Below are 17,581 nucleotides of genomic sequence, written 5' to 3'. Positions count from 1 at the left end.
CCGACACTATTCCGCGGAGGGGTATGTATGCGCCTAGGAACCGTAGCCGAGAATAGATTTGCGGGCGTTCTGGCATTTGCCACGGCGCTATTGACCTTGGTCACTCTCGTGATTGGCTACCATCTGCCTCCGGAAACCGGCGAGGTAGGGGTTATATTTCCGCCCTGGTTCGATGAACCAGCAGCGGTCTCAGCGATCATCAGTGCAGGGGGGACACTGGCTGGTGGTACGCGCTTCTCAAATATCCTCGTCGCAGTCGCACCCGACCCGGACTTCGCAACCAGGGTCATCAAATATGGGGCGCTGCTCATCACCTCTGCACGCGGTCTTTGTGCCCCAATAGAACGACTTGAAGCATGAGCCTTGAGCTATTTCGAAGTCGGGTGCTGCTCGCACTGAGCACTCTGTGCGCTATTCTTGCCATCAGCTCTATCGCTGTTGAATATGTCCGCTTCGGCGAATTTGGCATGGCCACATATCTCGCCGTGGCCCTGTCTGGGATGATGGCTCTAGGGTTTATGCTGTTCCGCCTGCGTCCCACTGGCCGGCATCTCATCGTCGCTGTGCTCATGGGACTGGTGTCTGCATCGCTGATCGCTATGCGTGGCAGTCCGATGCAAATCGACATGCATATGGCGTTTTTCGCGGCGTTGGCGATGTGCTCGCTCCTCTACGACATTCGCGCCATTCTGGTGGGCACGGCATTGGTGGCGGTGCACCATTTGGCGCTAGGCCTGTTCTTTAGCGATCTGGTTTTCTATGGCACGGGTGGGTTGGATCGGATTGCCTTGCACGCTGTGATCCTGGTTCTGGAGGCAGCGGCGCTCATCTGGATGACGATCAATACCAATGCGGCGCTGCATCTCGCAGAGGAACGGACAAAGGACGCCGCGATGCGTACGGATGAAGCCCATGCGAGTGCCAAAGAGGCGCAGTACGCAGCCGAAACAACGGCTCATCATGCTGAGCAGATGCAACAAATGCAGGCTGAGTTCGCCGCGGTGGTTGAGGCGGGCCTTGCCGGGGACTTCTCGAAACGCATGATCGGGCACTATGACGATCATGCGCTAAATGAGCTTGTCGAGGCGACCAACAGCCTTGTCGATCAAATTGGGCGTGGTGTTGGTGCCACTCAAATCGTGCTTCAGTCGCTCGCTCGTGCGGATGTGACATTGCGTGTTGAAGGCGAGTTCAAGGGGGTGTTCTCAGACCTGCAGGACAACACCAACGCCGTAGCGGAAAAGCTCGGTGAGATTGTGATGCAGCTCAAGCAATCTTCGAATGCACTGAAGGATGCGACGGGCGAAATTCTCTCTGGTGCTAATGACCTCTCGGATCGGACCAGTCGGCAGGCGTCGACGATTGTCGGCACCACCAGCATCATGGCGCAATTGGCGCAGACTGTTGAGATCAACGAACAGCAGGCCAATGACGCCAGCTCAAACGCACTCTCGGTTAGCCAGTTGGCCGACGAAGGCGGGAAGATCATGCAGGAGGCCAATCAGGCCATGCTGCGCATGACGGAATCCAGCCAGAAGGTCGGTGACATCGTCAAGTTCATCGATGACATTGCCTTCCAGACCAATCTCTTGGCCCTGAACGCTTCGGTGGAAGCAGCGCGGGCAGGTGAGGCGGGCAAGAGTTTTGCTGTCGTTGCGTCTGAAGTGCGACGTTTGGCGCAAAGCGCGGGTAAGGCCTCGGGCGAGATCAAGACGCTGATCGAAAAGAGCAGCAATGACATTATGGGCGGCACCAAGCTTGTTACCGATGCGGCCCGGACGCTGATGACCATGGTTGAGACCGCGCATGCGAACATGCGGGTTATGGAGGCGATTGCTCAGCACGCGAGCGGGCAGGCGATCTCGATTAAAGACGTCACCTCGGCAGTGAAGACCATGGACGAGATGACCCAGCATAATGCGGCGCTGGTCGAGCAGATGAACGCGGCCATCGAGCAATCGGAGGCGCAAGCGCGAGAGCTCGATCAGATCGTTGATATTTTCACGACAGACCAGAGCAGCAAGCGGCTTCGTGCGGTCGCGTAACGCTAAGACTTAGGGCACAAAAAAAGCCAGCGTGAGCTGGCTTTTTTCGTTTGAACCATCGCTGCCAGTTTGGCTGCAGGCGCTAGAGGCGAACTCGAGCGTCGCGCGGGGTCTGGCAGGATGGTTTAGACTGGAACCGACGCATAGGCCGCGAAAAGCAGGCCAAGAGATGCGAGGAACATGACAGAGAGAGCGATAGTTTTGCGCATGAGATTACCGTCCTGCACCCAATAGGGGTGCGACAGGAACATTAGCCCGAAGGCGTTAATTGAGGATTTCGATGGCGTAGTTTTCAATAACGGTGTTAGCGAGAAGTTTCTCGCACATCGCTTTGATCTGAGAACGTGCAGTTTCCTCATCGGTTCCAGCAACTTCTAGATCAAACACCTTGCCCTGACGGACAGAGTTAACACCGGAGAAGCCAAGGCTCGCGAGCGAACCTTCGATGGCCTGACCCTGTGGGTCGAGAACGCCGTTCTTGAGAGTGACTGTGACGCGCGCTTTCATCTGAACTGCCTCGACCTACTATTATTGAACCAGACGCGGACCAGTGGTCAGCGCGTTGTCGCTTTCGACGAGAATGCCAAGACGCTGAGCGACTTCGCGGTAGCTTTCGACAAGATCGCCAAGGTTTTCGCGGAAGCGGTCCTTGTCGAGCTTGTTGCGGGTCTTGATGTCCCACAGGCGGCAATTGTCTGGGCTGATTTCGTCAGCAAGCACAATGCGCATCAGATCGCCTTCATAGAGGCGGCCAACTTCGATCTTGAAGTCAACGAGCTGAATGCCCACGCCCATGAACAGGCCGGTCAGGAAGTCGTTGATGCGGATCGCAAGGCTCATGATGTCATCGAGCTCAGCTGGGGTGGCCCAACCGAATGCGGTGATATGCTCTTCGGATACGGCTGGGTCGTTCAGCGCATCGTCTTTGTAGTAGAATTCGATGATCGAGCGCGGCAGCTGAGTGCCGGGTTCGAGGCCGAGGCGCTTGCACAGCGAGCCTGCAGCATAGTTGCGAACAACCACCTCAAGCGGGATGATCTCGACTTCCTTGATCAACTGCTCGCGCATGTTGAGGCGACGCAGGAAGTGGGTCGGGATACCCATGGAGTTCAGCTTGGTGAAGATGAACTCAGAGATGCGATTGTTCAGTACACCCTTACCGTCGAGGACCTCGTGACGGGCACCGTTGCCTGCCGTTGTGTCGTCCTTGAAATACTGGATGAGAGTGCCTGGTTCTGGACCCTCAAAAAGGATCTTTGCCTTGCCCTCATAGATTTTGCGTCGACGGTTCATGATCGAATCCGTTGTCTAAGGATAGGTAGGGTGGAGTTGAGCCGGATATGCGCCATTACTGCGCCTAAAACAAGCGCTTTTGTAGGCCCATTCGGAATGGCATTTCCCGCCTGAACCGTAGGCACACCGTTGCTTTGCGGCGCTGAACCTCCTATGTCGGGAAAGAAACTCCAGCCATGCGGCTGAGATGCAACACGGGAGCTACCATGAGCGCGTTCGAAGACCGCCAGAAGGGTCAGGAAGCTAAGTTCGCATTCGATGCGGAAAAGCAGTTCAAGGCGGAAGCCCGCCGTAACAAGCTGCTCGGCATTTGGGCTGCAGAACTGATGGGTCTGGAAGGCGATGCCGCTAAGGCTTACGCAACCGAAGTCGTTGCTGCTGACTTCCAGGAAGCTGGCGACGAAGACGTGTTCCGCAAGGTCGCTGGCGATCTGGCAGCGAAGGGCGTGTCGGTTGGTGAAGACGTGATTCGTCAGAAGATGGTTGCTCTTAAGGCGACCGCTAACGAACAGATCGCTAACGAAGGCTAAGAGCTTTCGATATTGGCATTTGAAAGGGGAGCCTCAGCGAGGCTCCCCTTTTTGTTGGGAGTGTGTTGGCGGCGCTATCCGAGGGTGACGGTTGTTGCCTCCATGGCTGTGCCGTTCATCTTCCAATGCACGGTGACTTTCTCGCCAGCCTTGAGAGTTGGGGTCGAATAGTTGGCGGGCAATTGGTAGATTTTGCCATCTGCCAAGGTCAGCGTGTGTGCCTTGAGGTCAAAGCTCTTCACCACGCCACTTGCCGTTTGCTCGGCTGGTGTGGTGGCTGCGGGCTTGGCCGCCGGTGCCACTGTCGAGGCGGCAAAGGCCGCTCCGGGTGCTGCAAGAGTGACGGCAATGAGGAGAGGGGCAATAAACTTACGCATGATTTTGCTCCATGCATAACGGGTCGGTAGACCCGGTGATGTCGGCTTGCAGATCCTGTCGTGTCACGCATCTACTCATTTATGCGCCGGCAAATCTAAGTCGATGGCCAAGTTGTAGGCCCCGAAAAACAGCTCTTCCAGTTAAAGATATTTAATTCCGATCTTGTCAGAAGCGTCTAAATTTCAATGAGTTGGTCGGCATTTTGAGTGATTTGAGACAGTGCGTGCACGACTGGGGTTAAATTGCGTTCCCCTGTCGAACTCTTGACATTGTCTTGCCGGTTTTGTTGGGACATCGCCGCACGTGCCGCGCCAGTGGAATAGCGGCCTAGGGCGGCTTTTGTTTTTTGGGTAGATGCGCTCCATCAGGCGGTCCGTCAGAGCAAAGGTCGTGTCGAATGCGATGAGTGCTCTCGCGTCGATTACATCCAAGGCAATGTTAGTCAGTAAGGTTTTATCAGGTAGACCTATCGGGACAGCGGGACGCAGTGTGCAGATAGGTCGACATAAGATCGTGAGGCACGCATTTAATGAGCCGCGAGAGCGGAGGAGACATATGACGGCATTGGCTAGAATTTCTGCAGTATTTATCGCTTTGGCGGCAACTCTAGCTTTATCGGCACCGGCGCGAAGTGAAGCCGCCTGTGCCGAGGATGACTTTGAATCATTTCTGACAGAGTTTCAGAACAATCCGTCTGAACAAGAAAATATGAGCGCCGATCAGATTGAGATGACGACGTTTCAGGAGATGGGCAGCGCTATGCCGGCGCGCTTCACGGTCGTGCAAAGTAAAGAGGAATTGGATTGGCCGATTTTGCCCAGCCTCGCCGCGCTGAAGCAGCAGGATCTCAGTGTCCAGATCTTTCAAGATACCCCGTTGAAAGCTGAACTGTACGCGCGCGCCACTGACCTGCGGGAGGTCGATTTCGTGTGGTACTTTGAAAAAGATCCATGCTGGTCCTTCGTTGGGTTCTCAGACGGCTCATTATATCGCTGATCGCATCAAGCTGAACCCAGTCGGTATTATGGTCATTCGCAATCCGCTTTTGGGATTTTTGGCGTTACTCGCAATTGCGCCTCAGGCCCAGGCAGAGCGTCTGGGTATTCCTCTTCCCTTGCCGCTGGGTGTCCAGAATTGCGAGTTGCAAGGATGGGCCTATTCCAATGGGCTTGTGGAAGTCGTTTTGCGTCAATCCCCTGACAAGGACAGCAAGGCGCTGGGCATCGTGCCCGTTGATGATCCGTCCAAAACCGCTTCACATGGCAATATCCTCTATCCAGCGGAAGTCACCATCGTGCAGTACGACGGGGGCTGGCTAAAGGTTTCTGCATTGAGGGATCTGGAAAATGCCGAAGCGGAACGCGCTGTCCCGCCCACGCCAGGGTGGATTGCTGCCAATTCCATCCGCTTCAATATCCAGTCTGGGAACGGCTACGCGGCGCCGGACACTGCCAGCACAGTTCTGATCGATATGAAAGACGAATGGGTGACCGAGGTCGGAGAGATCGAACAGGTCCACGCTTGTCAGGCAAATTGGGTTTTGGTGGATTACCGTCAGACGCTTAGCCGTGACGCGCAGGGTGCGCTGGTTCCTGTGGCTGAGGAAAAGCAAGCTCGCAAGCAGGCATGGTTTCGCAACACCTGCGGTGACCTCTTTACAACATGCGACAGGCAGTTGGATCCATAGGGGATGGTACAGCGCTGCCTGAGACCATGCAGGCAAGGTTAGACTTTAAGCGGTGGGTGCTATGGACCGGGTGACGACTGCGGGATTGGGCTCTCGCAAACTAGACTTGAAAAGAACCCCGCAGGAATGTTCCGGCGGGGTTTTGTGTTTTAGCGGATTGAATTTCTGCCGTAATAATAGGGGTTCAGATCCAAGCCGACGGCACGATCGAGATCGCGCAGATTGGTGCTGCTGGCGCCAAACGGGATTTTAATTCCGGCGAAGACCGAGTGCATCGTCGCACGGTACGCGCCTGCGTCTTGGAAGGTGTCAATTCGGTTGGAGTAACTGAGACTCAAGATCAAAGGCTTGTCCTCGAGCTTGTAACGTCCTTCCACGCCCCAGCTCAGATCGCGGAAGCCCTCATCATAGGTTTCGTGCTCGTAAATCGAGCGGGCAGTGACGGACATGTCTGGAGTGACGTAGTACGTACCTTCGAGGCCAGCGACCCAAGCATTGCTTTTGTTGATTTTGGCGTCGTCGGTGACGGCGCCGGTATAGCTGAGCTGCCCGGCGACGCGGTATTTTTCTGCGTTATAGCCAGCTTCAAGTGCAACGGTCGCAAAGCCGTGCCGATCTGCCGTATAGCCGACTTCCTTTTAACTTAGGCCCCCGCCAGAGATGGCACCGCCGACATAGAAGTCGTCAATGTGGTAAGTGCCGTGGATCGCTGCTCCGGCGAGCATCGTTTCCCAATCGTATTCGTACGAGCGGACATAGTCTTGACCGGTGACGGTGCCTGAGGCGCTTTGTGCCCACGCATCAACCTGAATGCTGCATTCTGGTGAGACTGCGATCCCGAGCTTTGGATCAAGGGTAAACAGCTTTGTTTGGCTATCGCTTACATACCAACTGCTGCCTTCGCGGTTGTAATGTATCGACTGAAGTCCCAAGTCGGTGGAAATAACGCCTGTTAAGCCCATCTCTTGGGCGGTGGCGTTGGTCGAGAGCAATGCAAGCGCCGCCATTGTGGCGTAAAGTTGAGTACGCATGGTAATTTAGGTCTAGGGCAATATGCCTATTGGACTGCCACTGTTCGTGCGGGAGTGCAATGTGATGCGAAGAGTGCCTTTTGCTATTTGAGCATAGGGTTTGAGGAGCGGCACTTTTGACACAGTGAGTGGGGCCAGCCGATCACCGTTCTGGAAGCCATAAGAAAAGCCGCCCGGAGGCGGCTTTGGTGTTTGTTAGATGCGCTGCATGAGGCGGGTGAACATGAGCAGGCCTTCGGGCCAAGGGCCGTGGCCGCTCTCGATGTTGATGTGCCCGGCTTCGCCCGCATCATGGAATTCTGAGCCCCATGCGCCAGCCAGATCAGCGGCGGCTTCTAGGGCGCAATAGCCATCGGTGGATGACGCAACGAGCAGCGACGGGAAGGGCAGGGGATCGCGCGGGACTGGCGCGAAATCCTTGACGGCTTCCGGCGCACTGTCGCGATAAACGTCTGGTGGGGCGACGAGGAAGGCGCCCTTTACCTTGCCATCGGTGAGCTGCGCGGCGGCCTTGGCCAGAGCAATGCAACCGAGCGAATGAGCGACAAGCACAACGGGGCGCTCGGCCAACTCGACCGCTTTGACAATGGTGTCGATCCAGTCTTCTGGATCTGGATCTGACCAGTCGGCCTGCTCAACAAGGGCAGCCGAGCGGATTTTATCCGCCCAGCGCACCTGCCAATGACCGTCTTTGGAGCCATAGAGGCCCGGCAAGATCAGGATGTCGACTTCAGAGAGCTTCATGCGCCAAACACACGGTTGAAGATCGTGTCGACATGCTTGAGGTGATAGGCGTCGTCAAACATGGCGTCGATTTGTTCATCGGACAGAGTCACTTCCGGGTCAGCCTTGAGGTTGGCTGCGAAGAGACCGGCGCGATCGCCATTGTGCTGCCAGACCTTCATGGCGTTGCGCTGGACGGCAGCATAGCTGTCTTCACGGCTGTAGCCGGCCTGTGTAAGCGCGAGCAACATGCGCTGGGAATTGTGGAGGCCGCCAAGAAGATCGAGGTTCTTGCGCATGTTTTCTGGGTAGACGACGAGCTTGTCGATCACGCCGGTGAGGCGGGCCAAAGCGAAGTCGAGGGTGACAGTCGCGTCTGGGCCGATCATGCGTTCAACCGAGGAGTGCGAGATATCGCGTTCGTGCCAGAGGGCGACGTTTTCGAGCGCTGGGGTGACCACGCCGCGCACGAGGCGGGCAAGACCGGTGAGGTTTTCGGTGAGGACCGGGTTGCGCTTGTGCGGCATTGCTGACGAGCCCTTCTGGCCCGGGGAGAAGTATTCTTCAGCTTCGAGAACTTCGGTGCGCTGCAGGTGACGGATTTCCACGGCGACGCGTTCGATGGAGGACGCTACAACGCCCAGGGTGGCGAAGAACATGGCATGACGATCGCGCGGGATAACTTGAGTCGAGACTGGCTCGATGGAAAGGCCAAGCTTTTCAGCGACGTATTCTTCGACCAACGGGTCGATGTTGGCGAAGGTGCCGATGGCGCCGGAGATGGCGGCGGTGGCGATTTCATCGCGCGCTGCAACGAGGCGTGCGCGGTTGCGGGTGAACTCGGCATAGGCTTCGGCAAGTTTGACGCCAAAGGTGGTCGGCTCTGCGTGAATGCCGTGCGAGCGACCAATGGTGATGGTGTTCTTGTGCTCGTAGGCGCGGCGCTTGAGGGCTTCGAGCAGCGCATCCACATCGGCGATCAGAATGTCGGCAGCGCGCTTCATCTGCACCGAGAGCGTGGTGTCGAGAATGTCCGAGGACGTCATGCCCTGATGGACGAAGCGAGCGTCTGGACCGACGATTTCGGAAAGGTGGGTAAGGAAGGCGATTACGTCGTGCTTGGTGGTGCGTTCGATTTCGTCGATGCGCTCGACGTCAAAGCCATAGTCACCGAGCTCGGCCTTGCGAGCATTCATCACTTCCCAGATTTTATCAGCGCTTTCCTTGGGCACGACGCCCAGCTCTGCGAGCTTGGAGGTCGCGTGCGCCTCGATTTCGAACCAAATGGCGAACCGAGTTTCGGCGGACCAGTTGGCGACCATTTCGGGGCGGGAATAGCGCGGGATCATGGGCTTAGCCTTGTAGCTTAGGAATGTGATTCAACTGGGGGTTGCTTGTAGCGCTCTAGGCGCTCGGGCAGCGTGCCAGTGTGCAGTTCGAAGAGGTGGTTGTCGCGGTCGTGGAAATAGAGCGAACGGCCTTCGCCCGCAACCCTTGGCCGCGTTTCGCGCATGTCCAACCCCAGAGCCTCGATGCGCTGGCGATAGGTTTCCAAATCAGCATCAGCAATTTTGAAGGCGATGTGATTGTAGCTGCGCGCGAGAAGGGACGGGCCTTGCATAATGGCGATCCAAATGTCGGTGGCGCCGACATGGAAGAACCGTTCCTGTGAGAGCGAGAAGGTTTTGTCCTCGCTGTCATAGATTTTGCGCGCGCCGAGGACAGTCACCAAGATTTCCTCCATGCCGTCGAGGTTCTCGACGATAAAGGTCATGTGGCTCAGGCCCTCGATGCGTGGCTCAGGCATTATGTGTGTTTACCGCGTCTCGGATGGCCTGAATGCGACCGGCGTAAGTGGCCGGATCATTACCGCCGTAAATGGCAGAACCAGCGACGAGCACATTGGCTCCCGCCGCGACGATCTCTTTTGCATTGGCGGCAGTGACGCCACCATCAACTTCCAGATCAATGTCACGACCGCCGATCAACGCATGGGCCTGCGCGATCTTGGTGAGGCTTTCGCGAATAAAGCTCTGGCCGCCGAAACCGGGATTGACGCTCATGATGAGGACGAGATCGACGTCATCAATGACGTGCTGGATGGTGGAGACAGGTGTCGCTGGGTTCAGCGCCACGCCGGCTTTTTTGCCGAGCGCGCGAATGGCCTGTAGCGAGCGGTGTAGGTGAGGACCCGCTTCAGCGTGGACGGTGATGATGTCAGCGCCGCCATTGGCAAAATCGGCCAGATAAGCGTCCGCGGGGGCGATCATCAAGTGACAGTCAAAGGTCTTCTTCGTGACCCCACGCACCGATTTCATGATCGGCGCACCAAAGGAGATGTTGGGCACGAAATGGCCGTCCATCACGTCGATATGGATGTAATCCGCGCCAGCGGCGTCGATGGCTTCCACCTCCGCGCCAAGCCGCGCAAAATCGGCGGATAGAATGGAGGGAGCGATACGAAGCGGACGGGTGGGCATAAAGGCCTCTCTCGGGCGCGGGGATATGCTCGCTGCTATAGGCCCGCGCGAGAGATCGGGCAAGAGTGAGCGCCTCTGCGAGCGCTTCACTCCTGCTAAAGTCCAATCAGAATGGTACGGGGGCCGTGAAGGTCATGAACTCTTTTGTCGTTGGGTGGGTAAATCCCAATTCGGCGGCGTGCAGTTGGAGGCGATCGGCAGCGGTGAGATCATCGCCTGAGGCATAAAAGGCATCGCCCAGAATCACATGGCCGAGGGCCTTCATGTGAACGCGCAGCTGATGGGTGCGGCCGGTGAGAGGGGTGAGTTTTACGCGCGTGGCATTCTCCTCGCGCTCGAGCACCTGCCATTCGGTTTGCGCCGGGCGACCGTTCTCGTGGTCGATCTTCTGGCGCGGCTTGTTTTCCCAATCGGTACACATGGGTAGGTCGATGAGGCCGGAGTCCTCTTCGATAATTCCGGACACGCGAGCGATATAGCTCTTGGTGGTTTTGCGGAACTCGAACTGGCTGCCGATGAAGCCGTGCGCGGGCTTGTTCAGCGCCATGACGAGAACGCCAGACGTGTCTTTGTCCAAACGGTGGCACATGCCAGCCGTGGGCCAGGTTTGGTGGGCGCGATGCTGAATGCAGTCCCAGAGGCTGGGGTCTTTACCCGGCACGCTGAGCAAGCCAGATTGCTTGTCCACCACCAGAATGTCGTCATCGACGTGGATGACGTTCAGGTAGGGTTCAGTGGGAGGGAAGTAGTTCAGCAGTGTGGGCATAGGTCCGGGCATATGTGCCCTCTACCAGAGAGTGCCCCCCTTGAACAACAGCTTGAGGGACAAGCGACATGTGGGACTTTTCTATAGGGCGGGCTTTGGGCCTGATGGCCAAGACTTGGCCGTTCATCGTGTTTCGGATGGTTGTCTACTTCGGCATAGCTGCCGCCTATGTGTTGGTGACAGGAACTGGGGCCGGAATTGGTTGGGGCGTTGGCGCTTTCGGAGATGCTGATTTCCAAGCCACATCATCGATTTGGGGCGGAGTTGCAGACTTCGCACTGACTGCCGGGGTGATCTATTTCCTGCGCGAATATATTCTCTATGTGGTCAAGGCTGGCCATATCGCGGTGCTGTCGGAAATGATGGAGGGGCGCGAAATTCCCGCCGGGCGGGCGCAGATTGATCACGCAAGTGCTATCGTCAAAGATCGTTTTGCTGAGGCGAGCGTGTTGTTTGGTGCCGATCAGCTGGTGAAGGGTGTGCTGCGGGCCATTACGGGTCTCGTCAATGGCATTGCCTCGCTGATCCCAATCCCGGCCATACAATCGCTGACGGGCGTGCTGCGGGCATTCCTCAATCTGTCGGTGGGGCTGCTTGATGAGGTGATCATGGCCTATGCCATTCGCACCAAATCGACCAATCCATGGGACAGTGCCAAGACGGCGCTGGTGCTCTATGGGCAGAACTACAAGGTGATGTTCAAGAACGCGGCGTGGCTGACTGTGATCACCTATGGGCTGGCCTTTGTGGTGTTCCTAGTGATGCTGGCGCCTGCGGCGGCGCTGGTGTGGTTTATGCCGGGTGGCTGGTCGGCTGGGGGCTTTGTCTTCGCGCTGATCTTCGCTTGGGCGGTGAAGATGGCGTTGATTGAGCCTTTCGCCATTGCCTGCATGATGGAGGTCTATTTCAAAACCATCGCGGGGCAAGCGCCTGACCCAGCTTGGGATAATCGCTTGAGTGGTATGACGAAGAAATTTGTTGAGCTCAAGGATAAGGCGGCGGCCTATGTCGGGCGGCGGCTCGGGGGCGCGTCAGCACAACCGCCATCGGGTTTTACACCGCAAGCTTGAGTTTAGGATGAGCCACCGACGGGTGGCTCAATCATTTCATGGACCCAAAGCCTGCGCTTCGCATTATGATTCAAGTCATTGTCTGATTGATTCCGGAAAGAGCCCTATGGGTATTGAAATTGAACGCAAATTTCTTGTTTCGAGCGATGGTTGGCGTTCCGGAGTGACGTCGAGCGCGGCTTTCCGTCAGGGTTATCTATCGAACAATGCCAATCCGACAGTGCGCGTGCGTGTGGTTGATGATGCCCAGGCGTTTTTGACGCTCAAGGGCAAGCCGGTGGGTTTGGCACGGGCGGAATTTGAATATGAAATCCCGGTTGAGGACGGGTTGCAACTGATGGAGCTGGCGCGGCCCAATGTCATCGAGAAGCGCCGTTATCTCGTGCCGCACGGCAATCACACCTGGGAAGTGGATGTGTTTGAAGGTCCGCACGAGGGGCTGGTGACGGCAGAAGTGGAGATGGGTGCGCTCGACGAGGCGGTGGAGATCCCCGACTGGGTTGGCAAGGATGTGTCGAATGACGACCGCTATGCCAACGCCAGCCTATCGCGAAATCCGGGCGTGCCGGACGAGCGCTGAACTACTGCCAGCGCTTGAAGGCACGGAGGTGTTTTTGGTCGGCGACGACGGTACGAACGATTTTGTCGACACTGTCGGTGACCGGAACTTTTAGGACGTGCTCGGTGGTGTCATCGGGCACTTCGAGCGTCGCGAACTGGCTGTCAAGAAGCGACGTGGGCATGTACTCGTGATTGCGCTTGGCCATGCGCTCGGCAATGACCTCTTTGCTGCCATCGAGATAGACAAACAGCACAGGCTCACCGGCTTCGGCCGTAATGAAATCGCGATAGGCTTTTTTCAATGCGGAGCATGCGCCGACTGCGACGCTCTTTTTGAAGGCCGCGTCTTTGAGTGCAGCGGTGAGGGCGGTCAGCCACGGCCAGCGGTCCTCATCGGTGAGGGGTGTGCCTGCGCGCATCTTCTCGACATTCGCCTCGGGATGGTAGCGATCACCATCAAGGAAGGGCGCATGCAGGGCACGGCCGAGGGCTGCACCAACGGTAGACTTGCCCGAGGAGCTGACGCCCATCACGATGATGATGCGGGCGGGTTCAAACTGTGGCTGAGAAGGCACCGTCGACATAGAGAATGTGTCCGTTCACAAAGCGAGAAGCGTCTGAGGCGAGGAAGACAGCGGCTCCGCCCAATTCGTCGGGCTGGCCCCAACGCCCCATGGGGGTGCGTTGTTCGATCCAGCGGTTAAAAGTTTCGTCTTGGCTCAGGGCCTCATTCATCTCGGTGAGGAAATAACCCGGCGCAATGCCATTTATATTGAGACCGTGCTTTGCCCAATCCACGGCCATGCCGCGGGTGAGATTTGCCACAGCTGCTTTGCTCGCCGCATAGGGCGCAACCGAGGGTCGTGAGACGTTAGAGAGCATGGAGCAGATGTTGATGATCTTGCCGGAGCGGCGCGGGATCATGTGACGGGCTACGGCCTGACCAACGGTGAAGACCGAGGTGAGGTTCGTCGTCAGTACTTGATCAAAGCGGTCCGCCGGGAAATCCTCAAGCGGAGAGCGGAACTGCATTCCTGCATTGTTGACCAGAATATCGATCGGGCCGAGGACATGCTCAACATAGTCGATGCCGTCGCCGACGCTGTCTTCGCTGGTGACGTCAAAGGCCACGGCTTTCACGTCATGACCCGCTTCGTTGAGTGTGGCAGCAGCATCGCCAAGAGCGTGACTATCACGCCCGTTGATCACAATACGTGCTCCGGCCTCCGCCAATGCCTTGGCAATCGCGAATCCCAAGCCGCGGCTTGAACCGGTCACCAGTGCGAGTTTTTCGGATAAATCAAAGGGCGAAGTGGGTTTGGTCATGGCAGCTCCGCCGGAATTCTATCTGTTCTTGTTAGATCAGGGGACTAAGCTGTGCAAGATTGACTGCAATCTGCCATACAAGATGGTCGGAATGGTCGGAAATTGCACTTTCTGACCTATCTTCTTTCGCTATGATGTGGTCAGTATCGCCGCCGCCTATTAGGCGTGCTTCAGAATGACCACGATGACCTTCGGAAGGATATTTGGATGTCGACAGCGGATATCGGCCTAATCGGCCTTGCGGTTATGGGCTCGAACCTAGCTCTCAACATCGCAGAGAAGGGCTACACTGTTGCCGTGCACAACCGGTCTGCTGTCCGCATTGACGAGTTTGTAGCAGAGGCAAAGGCGCAAGGCCTGTCTGAAAAGACGCTTCCTAAGTACGATCTTGCAGAATTCGTAGCCTCGGTGAAGGCGCCGCGCTCCATCATCATCATGGTCAAGGCCGGTCATCCGGTTGACGATATGATCGAGCAGCTGTTGCCACACCTTGAGGCTGGCGATGCGATCATCGAATGCGGCAACTCGCTGTTCACCGATACGCAGCGCCGTTTTGACTATCTCAAGCCAAAGAACATTGGCTATCTCGGCGTCGGTGTATCCGGTGGCGAAGAAGGCGCGCGTCACGGCCCATCTATCATGGTCGGTGGTTCCAAGGAACAGTGGCACAATGCTGAAGCTGTTCTTACGGCGATTGCTGCCCAGTTCAACGGCGAAAGCTGCTGCGCATATCTCGGTGAAGGCGGCGCTGGCCACTTCGTTAAGACCATCCACAACGGCATTGAATACGGCGACATGCAGATGATCGCTGAAGTCTATGGCGTGATGCGTGATGGCCTGGGCATGTCCGCCAAGGAATGCGCTGCCGTGTTCAAGGAATGGAACAAGGGCGCGCTCAACTCCTACCTCATCGAAATCACCGGCCACGTGCTGGACGCGGTGGATGCAGAGTCTGGCAAGGCACTCGTTGATCTGATCCTCGACAAGGCTGGCCAGAAGGGCACCGGCGTTTGGTCGGCTATCGTTGCTCAGCAGATGGGAGTTCCAGCGACCGCCATTGAAGGTGCTGTTGCTGCTCGCTCGATCTCGTCGCGCAAGGAAGAACGCGTTGCGGCTGAAGCCATCTATGGCAAGCCAGTACGCGGCAAGACCGACGTGACCCTGGCTGACCTCGAAAAGGCACTGCTGGCTGGTAAGATCGTTTCTTACGCGCAGGGCTTTGCGGTTATCGCTAAGGCTTCGGAAGAAAACGGTTGGGCACTGCCGCTCGCGACCATCGCCAAGATCTGGCGCGCTGGCTGCATCATCCGTTCGCGCTTCCTCGACCAGATGTCCTCGGCTTATGCCAAGGGTGAAGCGACCAATCTGCTCGTCGTTCCAGATTTCGTAGACATCATGAAGGACAGCCACCCAAGCCTGCGCAAGGTTGTTGCTGCTGCCGCAGTTGGCGAATTCCCAATGATCTGCCTCTCGGCTGCTCTGTCGTATTTCGACAGCTACCGCCAGGCTCAGGGCACTGCGAACCTCATTCAGGGCCAGCGCGACTTCTTCGGCGCCCACGGCTTCGTCATCGAAGGCCGCGGTTCGGATCTGCACGGCACCTGGCCGAGCACTCTGGGCAAGTAAGACTTGGCTCAGATTTGAGATTGAAAGGCTGGGGTGACCCCGGCCTTTTTTGTTTTTTGCGGTACCCCCACCCGGCTTCCGCCGAGTAAGGGGGAGGGACGATATGGCGAGGGATTGGCGTGCGATCACCCCACCCCCAATCACTCCCCGCAAGGGCGAGGGAGGCGAAGGGCCATGGGGCGTCGTTTTGGCTTAAAGCTCGCGGAACATCACATAGCTATCGACGTAGCCGTGTTGTGGGTGGTTGAAGGCTTTTGGAAGCGTGCCGACGATAGCGAAGCCGAGCGACTGCCAGAGGGCGACGGCGCGGGTGTTGGTCGACACGACGTGGTTGAACTGCATCGCCCTAAAACCGAGCTCCTTGGCCAGCTCTAGGCTGTGGAGGCACATTGCCTTGGCGATACCTCGCCCCTGCGCCTCGGGCGAGACCATATAGCCGCAATTGGCTACGTGAGCACCGTTGCCGCGCTGATTGGCCATTATGTAGTAGGTGCCGAGCACCCGACCGTTCTCTTCGGCGACGTAGACGCTGTGGCTGGGCAAGAACCAATAGGCGAGCGTCCCTTCATCATCGAGGTCGGTGTCGATGGTATAGGTCTCGCCTGAAGCGAGGCCTGGCTTGACGATGGAGAGAACCGCCTCGCGGTCCTCTAGGGTTGCGGGGCGGATCTGCATATCAATCGTTTTCGTCTAATGGTGGCACACGAACCTGGCCGGGTGGGGCGATTTCGGGTGCATGAGGGTGGTTTGCAATAGAGGGGCGACGTCCTAGCTCAAAGCGCCATGCGGCCACGGCGAAAATGATTAGGGCGATAGCGACGGCCACGCTGGCAGCGATAAATGGTGCGCCGGGGAAGTAACCCGCCGAGCCCGGGGTGGTGGTGTAATAGGAAAATATCTGCGTGGCGGCGAGAGGGCCGATAATGGTCGCCAAAGAACTGACGGCGTTCACAGCACCCTGCAGTTCCCCTTGAGAGTTGTCTGGTACCTGACGCGACAACACGCCGTTGATGGCCGGTGGGGCGAGGCCCGAGACGCAACCAACGCCAATAGCGATATAGAGCATATAGACATCTGTGCTCATGCCGACCGCAGCGAAGGCTGCAATAGCAGCGATGAGGCCGATCATGGCGACGGCTGGTTCGCCCATGCCGCGCGACATGGGGCCAGCGAGAACCGCTTGAGCAATTGCGAAGCCAAGGCCGAAAGCGCCAAGCGTGCGGCCAATGTTGGACGAGCTAAAGTTGAACATTTCCACGGTGAAATAGGAGAAAACCGTGGGTAGAGACTGCGCCGAGAGCTGGAAGAAGAAGAGTACGGCCAAGAGCCAGAGCACTGACGGATACTTCTTAAGAGAATGGACGGCGCCGAGCGGGTTGGCGCGACGAATGTCGAAGCGGCGGCGGCGGGTCTTTGGCAAGCTTTCTGGCAGCACGAAGAGGCCAAAGAGGAAGTTTGCAAACGCGAGAGCGGCTGCGGCGTAGAAGGGTACGCGCGGGCCGAGTTCACCCAATTCACCGCCGATAACGGGGCCAATGATGAAACCTAGGCCAAAGGCCGCACCAATCAGGCCGAAGCTCTGCGTGCGTTTCTCGGGCGGGGTAATATCGGCCATATAGGCGGTGGCTGTCGCAAGGGCTGCGCCAGCGATGCCAGCAATGATGCGGCCGATGAAAAGATACCAAACGAAGGGGGCAATCGACATCATGAGATAGTCGAAGGTAAGGCCCAATAGGGAGAAGAGCAGAACCGGCCGACGACCGAATCTATCTGATAGATTGCCCAGAACAGGCGAAAAGACGAACTGCATGAAGGCGTAGGCGAAGACAAGATAGCCGCCAATAACTGCCGCGTTTGCAACGCTGCCGCCTGTCAATTCCTCTAATAATTCGGGTAATACCGGGGTGATAATGCCCACACCGATCATGTCGATCAGGATGGTTATGAGGATACAGGAGAGGGTCAGTTTTGAGCGTGTCGCTGCTTGCATGCGGTACTTGAAACCTTCCTGTAGTCACCCGCTAGGGCATGTCGCAAATGACACGCACGCCAGCGGGAAAGCAAG

23 protein-coding genes are annotated in these 17,581 nt (G+C 57.2%); 8 read left to right on the top strand and 15 right to left on the bottom strand.

Annotated features, from left to right (window positions below):
* Positions 1–27: 27 nt before the first annotated feature.
* Positions 28–360 (top strand): hypothetical protein, encoded by a 333-nt coding sequence (locus HKD40_RS07145; protein ID WP_169195047.1) that lies wholly within the window; start codon positions 28–30, stop codon positions 358–360.
* Positions 357–2,045, top strand: coding sequence for a methyl-accepting chemotaxis protein (locus HKD40_RS07140; RefSeq protein WP_169195046.1), 1,689 nt, complete (start codon positions 357–359; stop codon positions 2,043–2,045). Before HKD40_RS07145 ends, HKD40_RS07140 begins: the two co-directional genes overlap by 4 nt.
* Before the next feature lie 125 nt (positions 2,046–2,170).
* On the opposite strand, the gene HKD40_RS18035 is transcribed toward HKD40_RS07140, so the two are convergent.
* Genes HKD40_RS18035 through purC form a run of 3 tightly spaced genes read right to left on the bottom strand, consistent with a single transcriptional unit; the run spans position 2,171 to position 3,338 of the window.
* Complete coding sequence (locus HKD40_RS18035; RefSeq protein WP_282567595.1) at positions 2,171–2,296, bottom strand: hypothetical protein; 126 nt, start codon at positions 2,294–2,296, stop codon at positions 2,171–2,173.
* Between the two features lie 13 nt (positions 2,297–2,309).
* Positions 2,310–2,552, bottom strand: a complete 243-nt coding sequence (gene purS / locus HKD40_RS07135) for a phosphoribosylformylglycinamidine synthase subunit PurS (protein ID WP_169195045.1) — start codon at positions 2,550–2,552, stop codon at positions 2,310–2,312.
* Between the two features lie 21 nt (positions 2,553–2,573).
* Positions 2,574–3,338, bottom strand: coding sequence for a phosphoribosylaminoimidazolesuccinocarboxamide synthase (gene purC / locus HKD40_RS07130; protein ID WP_169195044.1), 765 nt, complete (start codon positions 3,336–3,338; stop codon positions 2,574–2,576).
* A 206-nt stretch (positions 3,339–3,544) separates the two neighbouring features.
* Here purC and HKD40_RS07125 point away from each other — a divergent pair, with 206 nt between their 5' ends.
* Positions 3,545–3,868 carry a DUF1476 domain-containing protein gene (locus HKD40_RS07125; protein ID WP_169195043.1) on the top strand — a complete coding sequence of 108 codons (324 nt, stop codon included), beginning with the start codon at positions 3,545–3,547 and terminating at the stop codon, positions 3,866–3,868.
* Between the two features lie 74 nt (positions 3,869–3,942).
* Here HKD40_RS07125 and HKD40_RS07120 read toward each other — a convergent pair whose 3' ends face one another.
* Positions 3,943–4,245, bottom strand: a complete 303-nt coding sequence (locus HKD40_RS07120; protein WP_169195042.1) for a DUF1344 domain-containing protein — start codon at positions 4,243–4,245, stop codon at positions 3,943–3,945.
* A gap of 556 nt (positions 4,246–4,801) precedes the next feature.
* Between HKD40_RS07120 and HKD40_RS07115 the strand changes: the two genes are divergently transcribed.
* Positions 4,802–5,242, top strand: a complete 441-nt coding sequence (locus tag HKD40_RS07115; RefSeq protein ID WP_169195041.1) for a hypothetical protein — start codon at positions 4,802–4,804, stop codon at positions 5,240–5,242.
* Complete coding sequence (locus tag HKD40_RS07110; protein ID WP_169195040.1) at positions 5,211–5,933, top strand: hypothetical protein; 723 nt, start codon at positions 5,211–5,213, stop codon at positions 5,931–5,933. The genes HKD40_RS07115 and HKD40_RS07110 overlap by 32 nt, the downstream gene beginning before the upstream one ends.
* 149 nt (positions 5,934–6,082) lie before the next feature.
* On the opposite strand, the gene HKD40_RS07105 is transcribed toward HKD40_RS07110, so the two are convergent.
* From HKD40_RS07105 to HKD40_RS07075, 7 genes are all read right to left on the bottom strand, one after another.
* Complete coding sequence (locus tag HKD40_RS07105; protein ID WP_169195039.1) at positions 6,083–6,382, bottom strand: hypothetical protein; 300 nt, start codon at positions 6,380–6,382, stop codon at positions 6,083–6,085.
* 189 nt (positions 6,383–6,571) lie between these two features.
* On the bottom strand, positions 6,572–6,964 hold the full coding sequence (locus tag HKD40_RS07100) for a hypothetical protein (RefSeq protein ID WP_169195038.1): 393 nt from the start codon (positions 6,962–6,964) through the stop codon (positions 6,572–6,574).
* A gap of 195 nt (positions 6,965–7,159) precedes the next feature.
* The gene (locus HKD40_RS07095) at positions 7,160–7,708 is read right to left on the bottom strand and encodes an alpha/beta hydrolase (RefSeq protein WP_169195037.1); all 549 of its coding nucleotides are present in this window, start codon (positions 7,706–7,708) and stop codon (positions 7,160–7,162) included.
* Positions 7,705–9,036, bottom strand: a complete 1,332-nt coding sequence (purB, locus tag HKD40_RS07090; protein ID WP_169195036.1) for an adenylosuccinate lyase — start codon at positions 9,034–9,036, stop codon at positions 7,705–7,707. The genes HKD40_RS07095 and purB overlap by 4 nt, the downstream gene beginning before the upstream one ends.
* Positions 9,037–9,053: 17 nt before the next feature.
* Positions 9,054–9,494 carry a FosX/FosE/FosI family fosfomycin resistance hydrolase gene (gene fosX, locus HKD40_RS07085; RefSeq protein WP_169195035.1) on the bottom strand — a complete coding sequence of 147 codons (441 nt, stop codon included), beginning with the start codon at positions 9,492–9,494 and terminating at the stop codon, positions 9,054–9,056.
* Positions 9,487–10,167 (bottom strand): ribulose-phosphate 3-epimerase, encoded by a 681-nt coding sequence (gene rpe / locus HKD40_RS07080; RefSeq protein ID WP_169195034.1) that lies wholly within the window; start codon positions 10,165–10,167, stop codon positions 9,487–9,489. Before rpe ends, fosX begins: the two co-directional genes overlap by 8 nt.
* A 106-nt stretch (positions 10,168–10,273) precedes the next feature.
* Complete coding sequence (locus HKD40_RS07075; RefSeq protein ID WP_169195033.1) at positions 10,274–10,945, bottom strand: RluA family pseudouridine synthase; 672 nt, start codon at positions 10,943–10,945, stop codon at positions 10,274–10,276.
* A 56-nt stretch (positions 10,946–11,001) separates the two neighbouring features.
* On the opposite strand from HKD40_RS07075, the gene HKD40_RS07070 reads away from it, so the two are divergent.
* Together HKD40_RS07070 and HKD40_RS07065 are read left to right on the top strand one after the other, a co-directional pair.
* On the top strand, positions 11,002–12,003 hold the full coding sequence (locus tag HKD40_RS07070; protein WP_169195032.1) for a hypothetical protein: 1,002 nt from the start codon (positions 11,002–11,004) through the stop codon (positions 12,001–12,003).
* Between the two features lie 106 nt (positions 12,004–12,109).
* Entirely contained in the window at positions 12,110–12,583 is a 474-nt protein-coding gene (locus HKD40_RS07065) for a CYTH domain-containing protein (RefSeq protein WP_169195031.1), read from the top strand.
* A 1-nt stretch (position 12,584) separates the two neighbouring features.
* On the opposite strand, the gene HKD40_RS07060 is transcribed toward HKD40_RS07065, so the two are convergent.
* Both HKD40_RS07060 and HKD40_RS07055 read right to left on the bottom strand, forming a co-directional pair.
* On the bottom strand, positions 12,585–13,148 hold the full coding sequence (locus HKD40_RS07060) for a gluconokinase (protein WP_169195030.1): 564 nt from the start codon (positions 13,146–13,148) through the stop codon (positions 12,585–12,587).
* A complete protein-coding gene (locus HKD40_RS07055; RefSeq protein WP_169195029.1) occupies positions 13,117–13,890 on the bottom strand; it encodes an SDR family oxidoreductase in 774 nt (257 codons plus the stop codon). The genes HKD40_RS07060 and HKD40_RS07055 overlap by 32 nt, the downstream gene beginning before the upstream one ends.
* 207 nt (positions 13,891–14,097) lie before the next feature.
* Here HKD40_RS07055 and gndA point away from each other — a divergent pair, with 207 nt between their 5' ends.
* A complete protein-coding gene (gene gndA / locus HKD40_RS07050; RefSeq protein ID WP_169195028.1) occupies positions 14,098–15,516 on the top strand; it encodes an NADP-dependent phosphogluconate dehydrogenase in 1,419 nt (472 codons plus the stop codon).
* Between the two features lie 192 nt (positions 15,517–15,708).
* Here gndA and HKD40_RS07045 read toward each other — a convergent pair whose 3' ends face one another.
* Both HKD40_RS07045 and HKD40_RS07040 read right to left on the bottom strand, forming a co-directional pair.
* Positions 15,709–16,191 (bottom strand): GNAT family N-acetyltransferase, encoded by a 483-nt coding sequence (locus HKD40_RS07045; protein ID WP_169195027.1) that lies wholly within the window; start codon positions 16,189–16,191, stop codon positions 15,709–15,711.
* 1 nt (position 16,192) lies between these two features.
* Entirely contained in the window at positions 16,193–17,506 is a 1,314-nt protein-coding gene (locus HKD40_RS07040) for an MFS transporter (protein ID WP_169195026.1), read from the bottom strand.
* Positions 17,507–17,581 lie beyond the last annotated feature (75 nt).

Origin of the sequence: Devosia sp. MC1541, from assembly GCF_012847305.1 — a bacterium.
Classification (GTDB): Bacteria; Pseudomonadota; Alphaproteobacteria; order Rhizobiales; family Devosiaceae; genus Devosia.
The sequence above is the reverse complement of the archived record's forward strand: the minus strand, read 5'-3'. Positions and strand labels throughout refer to the sequence as shown.

What these genes read in the sequence shown, in the direction of transcription:
- HKD40_RS07145 (WP_169195047.1), top strand. Translation starts at nt 28, where the DNA reads ATGCGCCTAGGAACCGTAGCCGAGAATAGATTTGCGGGCGTTCTGGCA.
- HKD40_RS07140 (WP_169195046.1), top strand. Translation starts at nt 357, where the DNA reads ATGAGCCTTGAGCTATTTCGAAGTCGGGTGCTGCTCGCACTGAGCACT.
- HKD40_RS18035 (WP_282567595.1), bottom strand. Translation starts at nt 2,296, where the DNA reads ATGTTCCTGTCGCACCCCTATTGGGTGCAGGACGGTAATCTCATGCGC.
- purS (WP_169195045.1), bottom strand. Translation starts at nt 2,552, where the DNA reads ATGAAAGCGCGCGTCACAGTCACTCTCAAGAACGGCGTTCTCGACCCA.
- purC (WP_169195044.1), bottom strand. Translation starts at nt 3,338, where the DNA reads ATGAACCGTCGACGCAAAATCTATGAGGGCAAGGCAAAGATCCTTTTT.
- HKD40_RS07125 (WP_169195043.1), top strand. Translation starts at nt 3,545, where the DNA reads ATGAGCGCGTTCGAAGACCGCCAGAAGGGTCAGGAAGCTAAGTTCGCA.
- HKD40_RS07120 (WP_169195042.1), bottom strand. Translation starts at nt 4,245, where the DNA reads ATGCGTAAGTTTATTGCCCCTCTCCTCATTGCCGTCACTCTTGCAGCA.
- HKD40_RS07115 (WP_169195041.1), top strand. Translation starts at nt 4,802, where the DNA reads ATGACGGCATTGGCTAGAATTTCTGCAGTATTTATCGCTTTGGCGGCA.
- HKD40_RS07105 (WP_169195039.1), bottom strand. Translation starts at nt 6,382, where the DNA reads ATGTCCGTCACTGCCCGCTCGATTTACGAGCACGAAACCTATGATGAG.
- HKD40_RS07100 (WP_169195038.1), bottom strand. Translation starts at nt 6,964, where the DNA reads ATGCGTACTCAACTTTACGCCACAATGGCGGCGCTTGCATTGCTCTCG.
- HKD40_RS07095 (WP_169195037.1), bottom strand. Translation starts at nt 7,708, where the DNA reads ATGAAGCTCTCTGAAGTCGACATCCTGATCTTGCCGGGCCTCTATGGC.
- purB (WP_169195036.1), bottom strand. Translation starts at nt 9,036, where the DNA reads ATGATCCCGCGCTATTCCCGCCCCGAAATGGTCGCCAACTGGTCCGCC.
- fosX (WP_169195035.1), bottom strand. Translation starts at nt 9,494, where the DNA reads ATGCCTGAGCCACGCATCGAGGGCCTGAGCCACATGACCTTTATCGTC.
- rpe (WP_169195034.1), bottom strand. Translation starts at nt 10,167, where the DNA reads ATGCCCACCCGTCCGCTTCGTATCGCTCCCTCCATTCTATCCGCCGAT.
- HKD40_RS07075 (WP_169195033.1), bottom strand. Translation starts at nt 10,945, where the DNA reads ATGCCCGGACCTATGCCCACACTGCTGAACTACTTCCCTCCCACTGAA.
- HKD40_RS07070 (WP_169195032.1), top strand. Translation starts at nt 11,002, where the DNA reads ATGTGGGACTTTTCTATAGGGCGGGCTTTGGGCCTGATGGCCAAGACT.
- HKD40_RS07065 (WP_169195031.1), top strand. Translation starts at nt 12,110, where the DNA reads ATGGGTATTGAAATTGAACGCAAATTTCTTGTTTCGAGCGATGGTTGG.
- HKD40_RS07060 (WP_169195030.1), bottom strand. Translation starts at nt 13,148, where the DNA reads ATGTCGACGGTGCCTTCTCAGCCACAGTTTGAACCCGCCCGCATCATC.
- HKD40_RS07055 (WP_169195029.1), bottom strand. Translation starts at nt 13,890, where the DNA reads ATGACCAAACCCACTTCGCCCTTTGATTTATCCGAAAAACTCGCACTG.
- gndA (WP_169195028.1), top strand. Translation starts at nt 14,098, where the DNA reads ATGTCGACAGCGGATATCGGCCTAATCGGCCTTGCGGTTATGGGCTCG.
- HKD40_RS07045 (WP_169195027.1), bottom strand. Translation starts at nt 16,191, where the DNA reads ATGCAGATCCGCCCCGCAACCCTAGAGGACCGCGAGGCGGTTCTCTCC.
- HKD40_RS07040 (WP_169195026.1), bottom strand. Translation starts at nt 17,506, where the DNA reads ATGCAAGCAGCGACACGCTCAAAACTGACCCTCTCCTGTATCCTCATA.